Origin of the sequence: Sulfurisphaera javensis, from assembly GCF_041154675.1 — an archaeon.
Taxonomy (GTDB): Archaea; Thermoproteota; Thermoprotei_A; order Sulfolobales; family Sulfolobaceae; genus Sulfurisphaera; species Sulfurisphaera javensis.
Map to the genome: position 1 here is coordinate 427,492 of NZ_AP031322.1, position 14,808 is coordinate 442,299.

23 protein-coding genes are annotated in these 14,808 nt (G+C 30.4%); 14 read left to right on the forward strand and 9 right to left on the reverse strand.

The window, feature by feature from the left end:
• The first annotated feature begins 50 nt into the window (after positions 1–50).
• Entirely contained in the window at positions 51–1,805 is a 1,755-nt protein-coding gene (locus ACAM25_RS02290) for an archaea-specific SMC-related protein (RefSeq protein WP_369610732.1), read from the forward strand.
• On the opposite strand, the gene ACAM25_RS02295 is transcribed toward ACAM25_RS02290, so the two are convergent.
• The gene (locus ACAM25_RS02295) at positions 1,759–2,097 is read right to left on the reverse strand and encodes a hypothetical protein (RefSeq protein WP_369610733.1); all 339 of its coding nucleotides are present in this window, start codon (positions 2,095–2,097) and stop codon (positions 1,759–1,761) included. The two genes, ACAM25_RS02290 and ACAM25_RS02295, sit on opposite strands and share 47 nt — an antisense overlap.
• 76 nt (positions 2,098–2,173) lie before the next feature.
• Entirely contained in the window at positions 2,174–2,668 is a 495-nt protein-coding gene (locus tag ACAM25_RS02300) for a CBS domain-containing protein (protein WP_369610734.1), read from the reverse strand.
• Between the two features lie 76 nt (positions 2,669–2,744).
• On the opposite strand from ACAM25_RS02300, the gene ACAM25_RS02305 reads away from it, so the two are divergent.
• Positions 2,745–3,356, forward strand: coding sequence for a 2,3-diphosphoglycerate-dependent phosphoglycerate mutase (locus tag ACAM25_RS02305; RefSeq protein WP_369610735.1), 612 nt, complete (start codon positions 2,745–2,747; stop codon positions 3,354–3,356).
• Here the strand turns inward: ACAM25_RS02305 and ACAM25_RS02310 are convergent.
• Together ACAM25_RS02310 and ACAM25_RS02315 are read right to left on the reverse strand one after the other, a co-directional pair.
• Positions 3,336–4,049, reverse strand: a complete 714-nt coding sequence (locus ACAM25_RS02310) for a D-aminoacyl-tRNA deacylase (protein WP_369610736.1) — start codon at positions 4,047–4,049, stop codon at positions 3,336–3,338. The genes ACAM25_RS02305 and ACAM25_RS02310 overlap by 21 nt on opposite strands.
• A complete protein-coding gene (locus ACAM25_RS02315; RefSeq protein WP_369610737.1) occupies positions 4,050–4,958 on the reverse strand; it encodes an FAD-dependent oxidoreductase in 909 nt (302 codons plus the stop codon).
• A 63-nt stretch (positions 4,959–5,021) separates the two neighbouring features.
• On the opposite strand from ACAM25_RS02315, the gene trxA reads away from it, so the two are divergent.
• On the forward strand, positions 5,022–5,420 hold the full coding sequence (gene trxA, locus ACAM25_RS02320) for a thioredoxin (protein WP_369610738.1): 399 nt from the start codon (positions 5,022–5,024) through the stop codon (positions 5,418–5,420).
• A 1-nt stretch (position 5,421) separates the two neighbouring features.
• The gene (locus ACAM25_RS02325; RefSeq protein ID WP_369610739.1) at positions 5,422–6,060 is read left to right on the forward strand and encodes a hypothetical protein; all 639 of its coding nucleotides are present in this window, start codon (positions 5,422–5,424) and stop codon (positions 6,058–6,060) included.
• On the opposite strand, the gene yjjX is transcribed toward ACAM25_RS02325, so the two are convergent.
• Positions 6,061–6,570, reverse strand: coding sequence for an inosine/xanthosine triphosphatase (gene yjjX, locus ACAM25_RS02330; RefSeq protein ID WP_369611584.1), 510 nt, complete (start codon positions 6,568–6,570; stop codon positions 6,061–6,063).
• Positions 6,571–6,599: 29 nt separating this feature from the next.
• Between yjjX and ACAM25_RS02335 the strand changes: the two genes are divergently transcribed.
• Complete coding sequence (locus tag ACAM25_RS02335) at positions 6,600–7,466, forward strand: menaquinone biosynthesis family protein (protein WP_369610740.1); 867 nt, start codon at positions 6,600–6,602, stop codon at positions 7,464–7,466.
• On the opposite strand, the gene ACAM25_RS02340 is transcribed toward ACAM25_RS02335, so the two are convergent.
• On the reverse strand, positions 7,459–8,163 hold the full coding sequence (locus ACAM25_RS02340) for a hypothetical protein (protein WP_369610741.1): 705 nt from the start codon (positions 8,161–8,163) through the stop codon (positions 7,459–7,461). The two genes, ACAM25_RS02335 and ACAM25_RS02340, sit on opposite strands and share 8 nt — an antisense overlap.
• Positions 8,164–8,289: 126 nt before the next feature.
• Here ACAM25_RS02340 and ACAM25_RS02345 point away from each other — a divergent pair, with 126 nt between their 5' ends.
• Complete coding sequence (locus ACAM25_RS02345) at positions 8,290–8,445, forward strand: hypothetical protein (protein WP_369610742.1); 156 nt, start codon at positions 8,290–8,292, stop codon at positions 8,443–8,445.
• Between the two features lie 67 nt (positions 8,446–8,512).
• Positions 8,513–9,106 (forward strand): hypothetical protein, encoded by a 594-nt coding sequence (locus tag ACAM25_RS02350; RefSeq protein ID WP_369610743.1) that lies wholly within the window; start codon positions 8,513–8,515, stop codon positions 9,104–9,106.
• On the opposite strand, the gene ACAM25_RS02355 is transcribed toward ACAM25_RS02350, so the two are convergent.
• Positions 9,069–9,728 (reverse strand): 16S rRNA methyltransferase, encoded by a 660-nt coding sequence (locus tag ACAM25_RS02355; RefSeq protein WP_369610744.1) that lies wholly within the window; start codon positions 9,726–9,728, stop codon positions 9,069–9,071. The genes ACAM25_RS02350 and ACAM25_RS02355 overlap by 38 nt on opposite strands.
• Positions 9,729–9,742: 14 nt before the next feature.
• On the opposite strand from ACAM25_RS02355, the gene ACAM25_RS02360 reads away from it, so the two are divergent.
• From ACAM25_RS02360 to ACAM25_RS02370, 3 genes are read left to right on the forward strand one after another with little or no spacing between them, the layout of a single operon-like run.
• Entirely contained in the window at positions 9,743–10,069 is a 327-nt protein-coding gene (locus ACAM25_RS02360) for a ribonuclease P protein component 4 (RefSeq protein WP_369610745.1), read from the forward strand.
• Positions 10,008–10,289 (forward strand): YhbY family RNA-binding protein, encoded by a 282-nt coding sequence (locus ACAM25_RS02365; protein ID WP_369610746.1) that lies wholly within the window; start codon positions 10,008–10,010, stop codon positions 10,287–10,289. The genes ACAM25_RS02360 and ACAM25_RS02365 overlap by 62 nt, the downstream gene beginning before the upstream one ends.
• Entirely contained in the window at positions 10,276–10,761 is a 486-nt protein-coding gene (locus tag ACAM25_RS02370; protein WP_369610747.1) for a DUF371 domain-containing protein, read from the forward strand. Before ACAM25_RS02365 ends, ACAM25_RS02370 begins: the two co-directional genes overlap by 14 nt.
• Here ACAM25_RS02370 and ACAM25_RS02375 read toward each other — a convergent pair.
• Together ACAM25_RS02375 and ACAM25_RS02380 are read right to left on the reverse strand one after the other, a co-directional pair.
• Positions 10,669–11,592 (reverse strand): class I SAM-dependent methyltransferase family protein, encoded by a 924-nt coding sequence (locus ACAM25_RS02375; RefSeq protein WP_369610748.1) that lies wholly within the window; start codon positions 11,590–11,592, stop codon positions 10,669–10,671. The genes ACAM25_RS02370 and ACAM25_RS02375 overlap by 93 nt on opposite strands.
• Positions 11,589–12,587, reverse strand: a complete 999-nt coding sequence (locus ACAM25_RS02380; protein ID WP_369610749.1) for an NAD(P)/FAD-dependent oxidoreductase — start codon at positions 12,585–12,587, stop codon at positions 11,589–11,591. The genes ACAM25_RS02375 and ACAM25_RS02380 overlap by 4 nt, the downstream gene beginning before the upstream one ends.
• Positions 12,588–12,658: 71 nt before the next feature.
• On the opposite strand from ACAM25_RS02380, the gene ACAM25_RS02385 reads away from it, so the two are divergent.
• From ACAM25_RS02385 to ACAM25_RS02400, 4 genes are all read left to right on the forward strand, one after another.
• Positions 12,659–13,003: a hypothetical protein gene (locus ACAM25_RS02385; RefSeq protein WP_369610750.1), complete on the forward strand. Its 345-nt coding sequence runs from the start codon at positions 12,659–12,661 to the stop codon at positions 13,001–13,003.
• A complete protein-coding gene (locus ACAM25_RS02390; RefSeq protein WP_369611585.1) occupies positions 13,000–13,764 on the forward strand; it encodes an NAD(+)/NADH kinase in 765 nt (254 codons plus the stop codon). Before ACAM25_RS02385 ends, ACAM25_RS02390 begins: the two co-directional genes overlap by 4 nt.
• Positions 13,748–14,230, forward strand: coding sequence for an NOB1 family endonuclease (locus ACAM25_RS02395; RefSeq protein ID WP_369610751.1), 483 nt, complete (start codon positions 13,748–13,750; stop codon positions 14,228–14,230). Before ACAM25_RS02390 ends, ACAM25_RS02395 begins: the two co-directional genes overlap by 17 nt.
• 141 nt (positions 14,231–14,371) lie before the next feature.
• A complete protein-coding gene (locus ACAM25_RS02400; protein ID WP_369610752.1) occupies positions 14,372–14,806 on the forward strand; it encodes a hypothetical protein in 435 nt (144 codons plus the stop codon).
• Positions 14,807–14,808: the final 2 nt, after the last annotated feature.

Here is a 14,808-nt window from a genome sequence, read left to right on the forward strand (position 1 = left end):
TGTAATATGTAGGCATAATATTTTTAAGGTATAAAAATAAAAAGCAATCAATGAAGATAAGAGTATCAAATATAGGAGGAATAACTAGAGAACTAACTTTGTATATGGAAAAAGGACTAACGTTATATAAAGCACCTAACGCCTATGGAAAAACTTCTCTTACAAAGGCATTAATTTCATTGCTAACCTCATCAATAACCCCTGCAGATCTCTTAAACGTATTTAGTGATGAAGGCTATGTGGAAGTAGAATTGGATGGAAAACTTTATTATAGAAGATTTCACAGAGTTAAGAATAGAATAGAAGAAGAAAAGAACTTAATAATGGACGATGATAGAGCACTATTACTTTCTTATTTCTCCCCAGAGAATCAACTATTAGCTAGAATTATAACAGGAGATGAAAACGTAGAATGGTTCATATCTAAAACATCAAAAGTACAAGAATTAAAAACTAAAAAAGAGGATTTAGAGAAAAAATTAAATGAATTAAAAGCTCGACATGAAGATCTAAATAAAAAGTATCAAGAGATAAAGGAAATAACTAGGGAACTTGAAAGAGTAGACGAGGAAATTAAAAAACTGGAAAGAGAGAAGAAAACCGCTGAAATAAATACAACGCAGACTATAATACTGACTAGACAAAATAGATTAGCTGAACTTAAAGCCAGAGTAGATGCTAGGCAAAAAGATCTTAAAAATTATAAAGCTAGATTAGAAAAAATAGAAAAAGAAATAGAAGATTTAAAGCAAAGAGCTAATCCTGAGCTCAAAGAGAAAATTAAAAATGAATTAAGCGAAATTAATAAGAAACTTCAAGATTTAACTTCTAAGCGTAATAATATTGAAATAGAATTAGGTGTGTTAAACCGAGTATTAGATGAAGTTAAAGAAGCAGAGAAAGCGCATGCATCCACATGCCATGTTTGTGGAAGCAAAGTAGATCCTTCAATCTGGAAAACTAGAATTGATATTATATTAAAAGAAATAGAGGAAACAAGTAGAGCTAAAAATGAAATAGTGAGTGAACTAAATACATATCTATCAAAGAAAAATGAGTTAGAAGCTAAACTTAATGAAATAGATAAAGCTGAAAAGTTACTAACTGAAAAGATGACACAAAAAGAAAACTTAGAAGCAAATATAGAAACCCTTCAACACCAAGTAGCTGAGCTAGAAAAACAAATTAAAGAATTAGAAGAAAAGATAAATGAAATAACTACTTCTTACTCTATGGAGACAACTGAGAGCGAAATAGATAAGAAGTTAAATGAACTAAGGAAGAAAAGAGGAGATTTAGAATATCAGTTACAAACCTTAGGTGTATCTAGTAAGATTCTTGAAGAAATTACTTCAATACAAAATCAAATAGAAGATTTATCTAAGCAAATAGATGAGTTACAAAGAGAGTATATTAGAAGACTTACTGTAATAAGAGAAAGATTCACAGAAATGGCCACCTCATTACTTAGAGAACTAGAATTTGATTTTACCGCTGAGATAGATAATAATTATAGGCTTATTATCAAGAGAAAAGGAGCTCAACTAGAAATTAGAAAATTATCTTCTTCAGAAAGGACAACTGTTGCCCTCATATTAGTTCTTGTAGCATTAAAAGAATACTTTAAGACACCATACTTCATCGTTGACGAATCATTTATGACATTTGACCAAAGAAGATTTGAAAAATTACTAAAATATTTAAATGGAGTAGTAGATTACATTATCATAACAAAGAGTGATGAAATGGTGCAACTAACTAATGAGACAGTTCCGGTGACCATGGCACATCAAGTTGTTTCATAAGCAGTTTATTTAAATCTGTTTTTACAGCCTCTTCAACATCTAGAGGAACTTTTGTAATTTCAGTAAACCAACCTACTAAGGCAACCATTCCTAATTCTTCTGCTTTTTGTTTTAACCACAAAGCTACAGCTAAACTAGCTTTTGTTGGTTTAAATATAACTACGGAAGCGCCTATAGACGAACTAGAAATTTTTATTGCATGTTTAGATACTGTCTTCCATCTAGTCTTCGTTATTATCTTAACCAACTCTTTTGCTCTGTCTCTTTCACCTATTGCATAGAATATTATCATTAATTTAAAAACCGAATTCTAAGTACTTAAATCTATTTACAAAAAACTAAGAACATTATAATGTCTAATTTATTAATTAACCAGAACCAGCTCCGCAACCGCAGTATCCATATTCATCTATTTCCATACCACATACTGGACAAATATATCCAGTGCCCTTTACTTCTTCAGCCCCTTTTTTAAATTGAAAGAAGTGAGGATCTAAAATAGCTTTCGATAAATCTCTAATTGAAACTATTCCTATAACCTTTCCATCTTTACCAATTATTGGTAAATGTCTAAAACCATGATCTAACATAACATCTAAAGCATCGGTAACTGGAGTTTCTTCTGTTACGCCAATAACATTTTTTGTCATGTAATCTTTTACTTTTGCATCTATTTTTCCATCAGCTACAACTTTAACCAAGTCCCTTTCAGTTATAATTCCAGTGACTTTTCCAGTCTCATCTATAACTACAAGTGCACCTAAATTATGCTTTTTCATTTCTTCGGCTGCATCCTTAATACTGTCATTTTCTTTAATTACATGGACAACTTTATTTCCTATAATACCTACTGTCAGATCCATATTATTTATACTGTATTTATAGTTGAAAAATCTTTCTTACGATAATAATATTAAGATTTAACGCAAAAAAGATATGATGACATTAATAGCTTTCATAAGACATGGGCAGTCAATTTCTAATGTAAATAGAATTCTATCTGATGAGTTGAACGCTTATCCATTAACTGATGAAGGAAGAAGACAAGCTCTTAATACTGCTAATGAATTAAAAAAACTTAATCCAGATAAGATATACAGTAGCCCAGTTCTTAGAGCATATCAAACAGCTATGATAATAGGGGAAGTCCTTAATATTATTCCAATAATTGATGAAAGATTAAGAGAAAGACAATTGGGTGAATTAAATAACACAAAAATTGACCAATTAGATCACTGGAAATTAAAAATAGCAAGAAAGGAGATTAATGTTAAAGGAGTAGAACCATGGGATTCTTTAAAGAGAAGAATGGTAAACTTTGTCGAAAGTATACTTAATGAAGGTAATACAATAATAGCTGTAAGTCATTTTGATCCAATTAGAGCATTTTTAGCTTATATTTTAGATCTTGATGATATCTCAGCTTGGGGAATTCATATTCCTAATGCAAGTATAACTCTTGTTAATTGCAAAGATATATATAAGTGTAAGATTTTATCAATAGGCGCGCCAATTATCACAAGTGAGTTATTATCGAGATTGAAACTGTAATTTATACCTAGATAAAACTCCGATTATCTTCTCTCTTATTTTCAAGTTCACATTATCAAATATTACTGTATCAATTTTCTCTGCTGTTTTTTCGATAGTCTGCAGAATTACATTCTCAGTTAAATCTGTAATGTAATATTTAGAGATAATATGACCTATGCAACTCTTGTCAGCCAGTTTAGAAAAATATGGAGTATAATGAGTTCCACCGAAACCTACTATTCTCCTTTCACATTCTATCTTATCCAAGTTATCTATTCCTTTTAATGTAGCTTTAACAAGCTTATTAACTATATTTTCGTTTTCCCAATATTCTTCTGAACTCCCTACTTCTACAAAAATAATGGGAATATTCTGATAAGTAGGACCATGATGTGTTGCTTCTATAGTTTTTTCTATATTAATATCAATCTGTTTTATTTCCCTAAAAATTGAAGTTAAAAGAGAAGGAAATGCAATTGCTAGTTTTCTTGGTTCTCCTCCCATTGTTTTGTCACTAGGATTTCCGGGATAATGAACAGTTAATGATGGGATTTTAGACGAACTCTCATGCCTAGAAAAAATTACAATTACATCTCCTTTTTCATACTTAAAATCGATTACATCTTCGTTTATTTCTTCAAATTTATATCCAAGTTTTTTTATTGTCCTTCCTACAGCATCAGAAATAGAATATAAGATCCTAATGTCCATTTACATCCCCTCAATTATTTTTAAAGCTTCCCTAGCTAGAAAAGGAGCTAATGCAAAACCAAACCTAAAACCAGAGACTATAATAGTATTTTTAAATACCTTTTTTATAATAGGCTCGCCATCATTTGATACACTTCGAATACCTACTCTAATCTTTACATTTTTACTAATTGGAATAATTCTAGATACGATATTTAAATGATCTCTTACTATGTTGTAATTTATTTCTAACGAAGCATCCTTATTTGAGTCCCCGTTTATGTACAAATTATTCTCACCTTTTACTATAATTTTGCCCTTATAATGAATAATTCCATTTAATGAATAGTTAGTTGATGTCACAATAAGATGACCTTTAAAAGGATTTAAATTAATTGGATAAAGTTCATTTATCCAGTATCCTCCAGCAATAATAAGCCTTTCTACTGATACTCTCTCATTTGAGCTAAATCTTATATATTTAACTTCTTCATTTTCTACTTCTAATGAAATAACTTTCTTTCCTAAAAATACGTTATTTGTTGAAACTAATTTTTTGATCAATTCTTCCCCTTCTATGAAGAAACTATTTTCTATTTTTCTTATCTCACCATTTAACCTTATATTCGGTTCTAATTCATGTAATTCGTCTTCACTTAATAGTGTACCATTTAGTTTCTGATCAGTAAGAGTATAAGTTATTTTACTATATACGCCATATCTCTTACTAATATCTTCATAAAATTTAATTGAGTCTAAACATTCTTCCATATACTTGCCACATAAAGGGGGTATAATGGTCCAAAGACTAGCATTAGAATTAAGGTTTTCAATATTCTTAACTTCTTCATATATTTCACTATTCCCTTTATAAAGACTTGAAATTAATAACCCCGTTATTCCCGATCCAATAATAGTCAAATCAGCCATAAATTATTTATAAAACATAAGATAAAATAAACTTTTTAAACAACGAGTAAAGATAAAATTAGTATGACAACTGAAAAAGACCCCGAATTAGAAAAGCTATTAGAGGAGAAAGCAAAAAAACTAATAACACAAAAACCTAAAGGAGAAGTAGTTCATTTGGATAGCAAGAACTTTGATTCTTTCTTGGCATCCCATAAAATAGCAGTAGTGGATTTTTGGGCGGAATGGTGTGCTCCTTGTCTAATTTTAGCTCCAGTAATTGAAGAACTTGCAGAAGATTATCCACAAGTAGGATTTGGGAAATTAAATAGTGATGAAAATCCAGATATTGCCGCTAGATATGGCGTTATGAGCTTACCTACAGTTATATTCTTTAAAGATGGTGAACCAGTAGATGAAATAATTGGAGCAGTTCCAAGAGAAGAAATAGAGATTAGAATAAAGAACTTATTAGGTGAGTAAGTTGAAGCCTATCCTTTTAGGGATACCAGGTTTAAGTTACTCAAGTTTTATGAAATGTAATCCTAGATTTTTACTAATGCTATTTAGTAGTACTTTTAGAGGAGTTGTACTAAATAATAATTTAAATTATCATCCTACACCAGCATGGTTAAGTGTTCTACAAATGGATTATGTAAAAACTGATCAGTTTCTGACTGCAATACCAGATCTTAAATTAGCCAAAATGACTGATGCTGTTTTAATAAATATACCTGTTACTAATCCTACTTATGGAGTAGTAAAACTGCCCTATGATAGTTCAATTTCTGTAGAAGAAGAATTAGGCAAAGTAAAGGAAGCTGTCTTTGAGTACATAGACGAATATCCAGTTATAGCTAGTGTAAATGCCATTGATAGATTACTATTAAATGATGGGAAAGTGAACAAATGTGAAATATATAAAGCTGTGGACAACTTCGTTAAAGAAATTATAAATAAAGTAGAAGACTTCATATTATTCTCCCCGTATGGAGAACCAAAAGAGAATAAGCTTAGAGAACAGTACGGAATATTCTTAGCCTCAATACCTAGACCGAATGAACACGAAACAGTAAAGTTACCAGAAATTGGACAACTCTTCTTAAGGCTTTCTGGAAGATAATTACTCTATCTTGTTATAAAATGGATAAAGTGCTGCAATAACTGGTTGAACATAAAGATCTTTCCTTGTAATAACTTTTGTTAAGTAGCCAATAGCACCCTCATGTTGTTTGCTTCCTTTTGTGGAAAAAATTAAATCAGTAGCTTCTCCTAATTCTTTTCCTTCAAGAATATGTTTTACCATGATAGAAGGTAAGGAAAAAGCCATAGAAAAGGAAAAGTTTTCTTTCCCTTCCTTATTTGCAGCATAGACTACAGCAAAAGCCATATATCGTTGTTCATAAATACAAATTCCTCCTTCAATACCTATACCTATATCAGCATTAGCAAGCTTTAACGCGTTATAAGCACGGTTTTTTGCTCCTACAAAAGTCTCGTGACAAAAAGGTTGAGACGAAACATTAGAGTCTACATTAACACTTATCACCTCGGCCTTTATTCCAATAATTTTCAATGCCTCCTTTACGGCTTCTACTTTTGCCCTATTTGTTGACCCTACTGCAACAAACATTTTTATTATCACGCAATATACACTTTAGTATGGTAACAATAAAAGTTGGCCCATTAGCAGATTCTGGTGATTTGTACCCTTTTATTCCATTAATTGAAGGTATAATAAAACCGGAAGGTATTAATCTAGAATTTGAAGTGATTTCTACAGTCCAAGATACTAATGAAAAAGTGTTAAAGAAAGAGGTTGATGTCGCAGTTCCATCTGCTGCTATGTACCCTTATATTCAAGATGATTACTACATACTAGGAAATGCAATAGCATCAGCAATAGATGGAATAACAGGGATGCCAATAATTTCTATATCTCCCCTTTCTATAGAAGACTTAAAGAATTCAAGGATAATAGTACATGGTCATAATACCACTGCATTTACTTTATATAAACTCCTAATAGGTAAGTACAATAAACTAGTTATCGTAAAGAAAGTATTAGATGAAATAAAAGCTTTAGGAAAAGAAGGTGATGCATTAGTAGCTGTTCATGAACTAAAGATGATGTATGCACTAGAGAAATTAGGAGTTAAAGTTCATAAGATAACTAGCATGTGGGAGATGTGGAAAAACTTGGCTGGAAATGTACCTATGCCTATGGGAACAGTGGTAATTAATAAAGATTTAGGAAAAGACGTGGCCTTAAAGTTTAAGGAAGCATATGAGAAAAGTAAAAGATATGCAGAAAAGCACATAGATGAGATAATAAAGAAGGATGCTGAAATAATGAGAGAAGCACATAAAGAAAATATAGACGAAGAAATAATAAGGAAAACAATATGGGCTGATATACAAGAATATAATGTGCCTTTAGAAGATGTTAAAAGAGGTATGGAAATATTTTATAATTTAACAGCAGAAAGAGGAATTTTACCTAAAGTGAAGAATATAGATATCATATAATCCTTTTTGAAGAGAAGAAGCTATCTGTTGCGACAATTATTTGACATTTATTTGCTTCACATATTTCCTTTACTGTTTTGATAACAACTTTAAAGTATCTTTCAGGTACAAATAGTTCTACTAAATAAAGTGGTAAGTCCTCCTCATTTATTAAAACGTATTCATATCGGATAAAAGGAATGTACTCTAAGACCTCAATTACTCCTAAATCATAAGTTAACACGTCTACATAAAAATCCCTTTTACCATAATCAACAATAAAACCTTTTATAACAGAAGATCTCACCATGCTCGCTAATGGTTCTTTTAAAGATAGATATTTAAGAGTAGAAACTGTTTCATGTCTCGCAAATTCATCTGGTAGAATACTTACATAGTTACCTCGTTTATCTAATGATAAATCCCAATCATCTGTTAGAATATTAAAAGCCTCAGCGACCCCTGAAAAATTTCTTATCTCCTTGACTTTAAGATTTCCTTGAATAGAAACTCCTTTGTTATTTTTTATACTTCTTCTTATCTTACCATCTTCCTTAATAGACAACGAAGTTATTTTAGTTATCGGTGTAAATTCTAAATATGGAACTTTTTTCAGAAAATTAAATAAAAGTTTCTCATCGTGTTTAGTTAATACTGATAAAAGTCTAATATTAGGACCTATGATTCTAAGTATTTTTACTATTTCAGCAAAGTCCACATAAGTTTATTGGGCTAAAGATTAATTAACTTTACAAAGCTCACAGAGTTTAATGGAGTTTTTATAAGATATTGGACAATAAATTTATTAATGATAAAAATAAGTATTTTTAGTTAGGTGAAAATTATGGCTGAGAAGAAAAGTCAAGAATATGAAATTAACTCTTTCGGCGATTTAATTAAAGCTTTATTTAAATATGATAACTGGTACTTAGGAGGTTTTGTGATCCTTCTAATACTTTTCGTAATATTTGATATAATAGCCTTCACTCCACATCATTGATTTTTTATAAATTAGGAAAGATAAGCTATTTAACATTCATTTTTTAATAGTATTTTGTGGTGTAAATTTGCCGAGAGTGAATATTGCAGCAGACTCAGATATATTAGATGAACTTGAGCAAGAGGCTAAGAAAAAGGGTTATACTTTATATGCTATTACTAATCTTGCATTAAAAGCTGTAGCTGAAATACTAAAAGAAGGTGGAAATTCTGAAACTTTAGTATCATTAGTAGAATATTATAGGATAATTAGAGACTTAGAAATAGTTCCAGTTACCGTATGGTACCTTGAAAATTTAATTAAAATAGCATATGAGAGCGATCAAAAGAAAGCAATAGAAATTTGTGAAACAACGGGAATGCAAGTAGCCTCTTATTTAAAAACAAAAGCGTCAACTCTTAGTGAACTTTTAGATATATATGATAAAATTAAAGAGATGTTGCCGATAAAGGATATTTCAGTAAAACAAAACGGAGATTCCATAGATTTTAGAATTACGGGAACTGGATTCGGATTAGAGTCAACTACTTGTGCTGCCCATATACTTAAGAAAATACTTGAAGAATACGGATTTAATATATTATCAATAACTCCTTCTCCTGGCGGTATAATATTAGTTAAAGCTAAGGCCAACCTAGCTGTTGAAGACAGGAGGAAATAAGTCTACAAATGACTTGATGAGTCTCTAATTTATAATTGCTTATAGAGAAATATTCATCTGCTACTTCCTTAACTTCTTCAGAAAAATCACCATGAGGAAAGGCTCCAATTCCAAGCAACCATTTTTCACCTAAATTACATAGCTCTTCTGGCTTTACTCTTTTTCCGCCTTCACTAAGTACTCCTAATTTGTATTTTTGTTTTAAATCCTTTAATCTAATGTCTAATACTTTCATTAAACTTTCATTACTATTCAAAGGGACTTTACCATAAACTAAAAGTTGTTCTGCTAAACCAACAAATCTATTGTAGTTTTTTGGAGGCCTCATTTCATTGTTAACATATATGAGTTTACTATCTATAGTGTGAATATAAAAATCTCCTTTTATTGGAGCTTGTTCTGTTAAAAACATTAACATTGCTAAATGTACGATGTCTGGTCTTCCTCTTTTTTCTCTATTAGGTAAATCTTTCATAGCGTGGTAATGTAATGATATATCAAGAAGAGTATGTTCTGCCTTTTTATTTCTCTTTTTAGCATTTCTGATAACAGCTGGATGAGATATTATCTCTTTTGGTACAAGCTCTAGGGAGGAGTCAAGCAATATAAGGTTAATTTTCACAGTAATAATGGATAATGGCAAAAGTAAAAAATGTGAAGATTTACAAGAAAAGAGCGATACAGCTCATAAGGCTTGCTATTGAATTAGCAAAAAATAACGATGTTGAACTGGCTAGGATGTATATTAAGCTTGCTATACTTTATTCTAGGAAAATAAAATTTAAAATACCATTGGAATATAAAAGACTGTTCTGTCGGAAGTGTTTTACCCCACTCATTGTAGGATTGACAGAAAGAAGAAGAATAAAAAATAAAGTCTTAGTAAGAACTTGTTTATATTGTGGCTGGACAAGAAGATATAAATTACAATATCAAACAACTCATAAAAAAAGCAAAAGCTAATCATGCTGATGTTAGAATAGGAAAGAAAGGAGTTACGGATGAAGTCATTAATGAAATTAAAAAACGTTTAAAATCACACAAAGTAGTTAAAGTAAAAATAGGTATTGACGTAGATGATAGAAGAGAATTTGCTAGAAAAATAGCTGAATTGGCTGAAGCTAAACTTATTGAAGTTAGAGGTTTTACATTTATATTAGCTAAGGAAGATGATAGCAATTGATTTAATTAAAGCTTATGGGCATCCAAATGTTAGAGGTACTCATAAGACAACATTAGAAATAACTAAAGATGATTATTTAACACCAAGAGGGGACTGCATAATAGGAATAAAGGCAAATAAAGGAGCATTTGACCTTTCTTCAGAGGTCAAACTTATGATTAAAAGCAATTCTTATGTTTATGTTGTAATAAAAGTAGACAACTTATTTGATATTATTCATGGATATGGAGATGAAAAATTGAGCTTAATTGACGAAAACAAGATAATACTTCGAAAATCTACTTACATTTCAGATGCAACAATTATGATAAAAGCTGATAAATCAGCCAGAGATATTAAAAGAGAAATTTTAGATAAAATGAGAAATGAAAAGACAGAACTAAATGCTTTCATTATTGCATCTGACAAATCCCTTAAAGATTCTGAGATCCTTAGAATAGTCATTAATAGGTATCCATCTATATCCACCTAATTTTTCTTTAGCTTCTTTTTCGTCTTTGGCAAGTACATAAAATAATACTTCATGGTCACTAACCCTACATAGTTCTTCTTTAAAACTACTTATCACTGTTGGATTATCTGCTATAACTAAATAAAATGCCTTATCTCTAAAAGGGAGAAAGAAAGCATCATATTGCACTATGTCTACATACCCTGGCAACTTGTTTAATGATAAGGATTTTTTTAACATATAAAGTCCATCTAAGTTTAAGTCACCAGCTACTACATAACTACACTTCTTTAATAAATAGAGAGTAAATGCACCATAGCCACAAAAAGCATCCAAAATTATTCCTTTACATTCAATTTCGTCCGAAAGATTTTTTCTTTCTGCTGATAAGCTAGGATTAACATAGACTTTACTTATATCAACGTAGAAATTAATACCATTTTCACGATATACAGTGGTTGTTTTATATTCTCCACTAATAAACTCTAGTTCATTTATTCTTAATTCTCCTTTAACTTTTTTCCTCACGAAAATACTTTTCACTCTAGGATTTACTCTTAAGATTACTTGTCCCAAGAGTTGCTTGTCAATTTCCTTTTTTGGGGAAATTAGTAAAATATCTCCAAGCAGATAAAAACTCCTTATCCCTTCAAATATATCACTTAATTTAGGAGTCCTTTTCTTTATTTTGTCACAATTAACAATTTCATATCCTTTATTTTCAAGATCCTCTATTTTATCATTTAGTTCTATATAAATATTTTTTCCGTCTGTAAATATAGAAGAAATATTAGAAAGAAAATACCTAATTTCTTCTATTATTTTATTTTTATCTATTTTTACACATATCATTTCTTGAACTTATCCATTTCAGAGCTATGACCAGCGAATAAGGAAGCGTTTGGATCAACATACTTTTTAGCTACGCTAATAGCTATTGCAGCTTGCCCAAAACCTACTGCTATTAATGCTAATTTTGGTGCACCTTCTTGAGATGCAATATCTCCAGCTGCATATACTCCAGGCAGATTGGTTTCCATCCTAGCATTAACAATAATATCTCTCCCTTTCATGTTCATACCCCATTTTGGCATATTGCCTAAATCTCCTTTAAAACCAATACTTATTATAACAGCATCTACATCTAACACTTTTTCATCTTTAGTCCTATTATCAAATATTACCGCTTGAGTCACTCTATTACCGTCTCCTTTTACTTCTTTTAATTCGTGCCATGTATACACTGTTGCAACTTGAAATAGCTGTTTTACACTTCTTTCATGTGCTCTAAACTGATCCCTTCTATGAATTAATGTTACAGATTTTGCCACGGGAGCTAAAGTTAATGCCCAATCTACTGCTGCATCTCCTCCTCCTACTATCAATACTCTTTTACCTTCAAAGTCTTTTTTCCTTCTTACAGTATAGTAGACTCCTTTATTTTCATATTCTATCTCTCCTTTAGCTCCTAACCTTGAAGGAGTCATTCTTCCTATTCCTGCAGCTATTAAAATAGTTTTAGTTTTGAATGTATTACCCTTATCAGTTTTTACCATCCACATATTATCGGATGTTCTCTCTATCATATCCGCCCATTCTTTTATTCTAATATCTGGAGAGAACATCTTAGCCTGTTCAACTAGTTGTTGTGCTAATTCATATGCAAGTATTCCCGGAAATCCACCTACATCGTATACCATTTTTTCTGGATATAAAGTAACTAATTGGCCACCTAACTCGTCTTGTGCATCTATTAATAATGCTTTCATATCTCTTAATCCTGCATAAAAAGTCGCATATAGCCCTACTGGACCTCCTCCTATTATTACTATATCGTATTCTGTCAAAATAATTCCCCATAATCACCTTTTGCTTATACTATTTAAACCTTAATGTCTATGTTTATATCGGACAAATAATGAGCCTCTTCATATTTATCATTACAATTTATTTCCTTGGTTTTATATTATTAATAAATATGTGGTTTAGATATTATAGAAAAGTAATAAGAGCTGGAATAGACTATGTTGGCAATAACCCCTCGCAAAAAATCATAATTTTAAAGCCTAGTGAAATCGTTAAAATCAATCTTAATGGTAAAGCGACTATAATTGTTTCTGGGGTAAATCCTTGGCTAACCATAAAATATAATGGAATAAAACAAAAAGTCTACAAAATAAGGTTATTAAACCATGTAGGCGAGATAGAGTTAATAAACGAAAGTAAAATATTTACCTTATCTGTAACTATTTTAACGGAATAGAGGAGAAAGTACAAATGAAATTAAAAATATTTACAAAAAACTCACCAGATGCAATTGAGTTTAGTAAGTATGTTAAAAACCTAGCTGAGGATTTAGGTTTTAAAATAAGTGAAAATGACGCAGATGCAATCATTGTAATTGGTGGTGATGGAACTCTTTTAAGGGCAGTAAAGGAGGGTTTACCAGTTATCGGAGTAAAATTTGGAAGAAGATCTGCATTGTTAGATATTAGACCAGAAAATATAAAGGAAGCGTTAGATTTACTTTCCAAAAATAAATATGTAGTAGAAGAATATTCAATGTTAGAAGCAAAAAGTAATAATATAAATACAATAGCGTTTAATGAAATTGCTATACTATTCAATAACCCAGAAACGGTTTACGGCAGTGTATCTATAAAAGAAAGGAAAATACTCTTTGAAGGAGATGGAATTATGGTTTCTACCCCCCAGGGAAGCTGGGCATGGAGTTATTCAGCTACAAGAGTATTACTTCACAAGGACATAAATGGAATTGAAATAACGTTCGTAAATGCTATACTTCCAAGTATTAAAGCTATAATAATTCCTCAAAACGAGAAGATAAAAGTTAAACTAGAAGATAAGGGAAGAGTTCAAAACGTTAGAGTAATTAGTGATGGTGAAACAGTAGGTAATTTAATAAGCAGAGAAGATGAGGAACTTCTTATATCAATATCTGAAAAGAAAGCAAAAATATTAAGATTCTTTAACCTAATAGAGTTTGATGGATTACTCTCATAATATAATCTTTGATACGGCTGGGTTTCTTGCTGGTTTACAAAATTACTACAACAAAATTTACACTACTTCATTTGTTGTAAATGAGGTAAAAGATCTCAAATCACGTGAGTTGCTAGATCTCGCAATTTATGCTGGTAAAGTTATTATTATGGAACCACAGGAGAAGAGCTACAGTATAGTTAAAGACGTAGCTAAAAGATCATTGGCATTAAAGCTATCTGCAACAGATTTAAGTGTTGCATCTCTTGCTTATGAATTAAAACCTAGCCTGGTTTTTACTGATGATTTGATGCTACAGAATTTATTACTAAATTTAGGTATTGAATACAAATCTGTTAAACTCAATATCAAAATAAAGAATAAGAAGATATATGAGTATGTTTGTACTGGATGTGGGAAGAAATTTACCAAATATGTTTCTATATGTCCTTATTGTGGAAATAAAATTATAACTAGGAGTATATAGATAAAAAACCCTGATTACATTGTATATATTCTTAACTAGAAAAATAAATATAATTCAAACCCTTCAATCTTTGAAATTATGTTATTTTATTTTTATATATTCTATATAAGCTTATTTATTTTCTTTGTTAAGTACTTTATAATGGAAGATGATAACTTTAAAAGGAAAATAATTAAGAAGATAAAAAGAGTAGGAGGAAATTTACATTACATTTCATATGTCACAGATATACCTATCTCAAAAATACAAAAATTATTTAAAGATCTTCTATTATTTCATAAATTGTCTATTTTTCCGCTTATCGAGATGGAAAGAATAGGATTAAATAAAGCTGTTATATGGTGCAAAAAAACCTCGTTAAAATATGAAACAGCTAAAAGTCTTATGGGACCTCTAGCAAGTCTTTTTAGAGGAGACTTAGAAGAAAACAAGTTTTTATTAATGTTCTATACGAATACTTCAAATTATAAATACTATAAAGAGAACCTTGATACCTTATTTGAAAGAATCGGTTCTGAATGCGAGATTCTTTATATAAAGAAATATTATAGATATATAAATGATGAAGAATGTTAAGA

What these genes read in the sequence shown, in the direction of transcription:
- ACAM25_RS02290 (WP_369610732.1), top strand. Translation starts at nt 51, where the DNA reads ATGAAGATAAGAGTATCAAATATAGGAGGAATAACTAGAGAACTAACT.
- ACAM25_RS02295 (WP_369610733.1), bottom strand. Translation starts at nt 2,097, where the DNA reads ATGATAATATTCTATGCAATAGGTGAAAGAGACAGAGCAAAAGAGTTG.
- ACAM25_RS02300 (WP_369610734.1), bottom strand. Translation starts at nt 2,668, where the DNA reads ATGGATCTGACAGTAGGTATTATAGGAAATAAAGTTGTCCATGTAATT.
- ACAM25_RS02305 (WP_369610735.1), top strand. Translation starts at nt 2,745, where the DNA reads ATGACATTAATAGCTTTCATAAGACATGGGCAGTCAATTTCTAATGTA.
- ACAM25_RS02310 (WP_369610736.1), bottom strand. Translation starts at nt 4,049, where the DNA reads ATGGACATTAGGATCTTATATTCTATTTCTGATGCTGTAGGAAGGACA.
- ACAM25_RS02315 (WP_369610737.1), bottom strand. Translation starts at nt 4,958, where the DNA reads ATGGCTGATTTGACTATTATTGGATCGGGAATAACGGGGTTATTAATT.
- trxA (WP_369610738.1), top strand. Translation starts at nt 5,022, where the DNA reads ATGACAACTGAAAAAGACCCCGAATTAGAAAAGCTATTAGAGGAGAAA.
- yjjX (WP_369611584.1), bottom strand. Translation starts at nt 6,570, where the DNA reads ATGTTTGTTGCAGTAGGGTCAACAAATAGGGCAAAAGTAGAAGCCGTA.
- ACAM25_RS02335 (WP_369610740.1), top strand. Translation starts at nt 6,600, where the DNA reads ATGGTAACAATAAAAGTTGGCCCATTAGCAGATTCTGGTGATTTGTAC.
- ACAM25_RS02345 (WP_369610742.1), top strand. Translation starts at nt 8,290, where the DNA reads ATGGCTGAGAAGAAAAGTCAAGAATATGAAATTAACTCTTTCGGCGAT.
- ACAM25_RS02360 (WP_369610745.1), top strand. Translation starts at nt 9,743, where the DNA reads ATGGCAAAAGTAAAAAATGTGAAGATTTACAAGAAAAGAGCGATACAG.
- ACAM25_RS02370 (WP_369610747.1), top strand. Translation starts at nt 10,276, where the DNA reads ATGATAGCAATTGATTTAATTAAAGCTTATGGGCATCCAAATGTTAGA.
- ACAM25_RS02375 (WP_369610748.1), bottom strand. Translation starts at nt 11,592, where the DNA reads ATGATATGTGTAAAAATAGATAAAAATAAAATAATAGAAGAAATTAGG.
- ACAM25_RS02385 (WP_369610750.1), top strand. Translation starts at nt 12,659, where the DNA reads ATGAGCCTCTTCATATTTATCATTACAATTTATTTCCTTGGTTTTATA.
- ACAM25_RS02395 (WP_369610751.1), top strand. Translation starts at nt 13,748, where the DNA reads ATGGATTACTCTCATAATATAATCTTTGATACGGCTGGGTTTCTTGCT.
- ACAM25_RS02400 (WP_369610752.1), top strand. Translation starts at nt 14,372, where the DNA reads ATGGAAGATGATAACTTTAAAAGGAAAATAATTAAGAAGATAAAAAGA.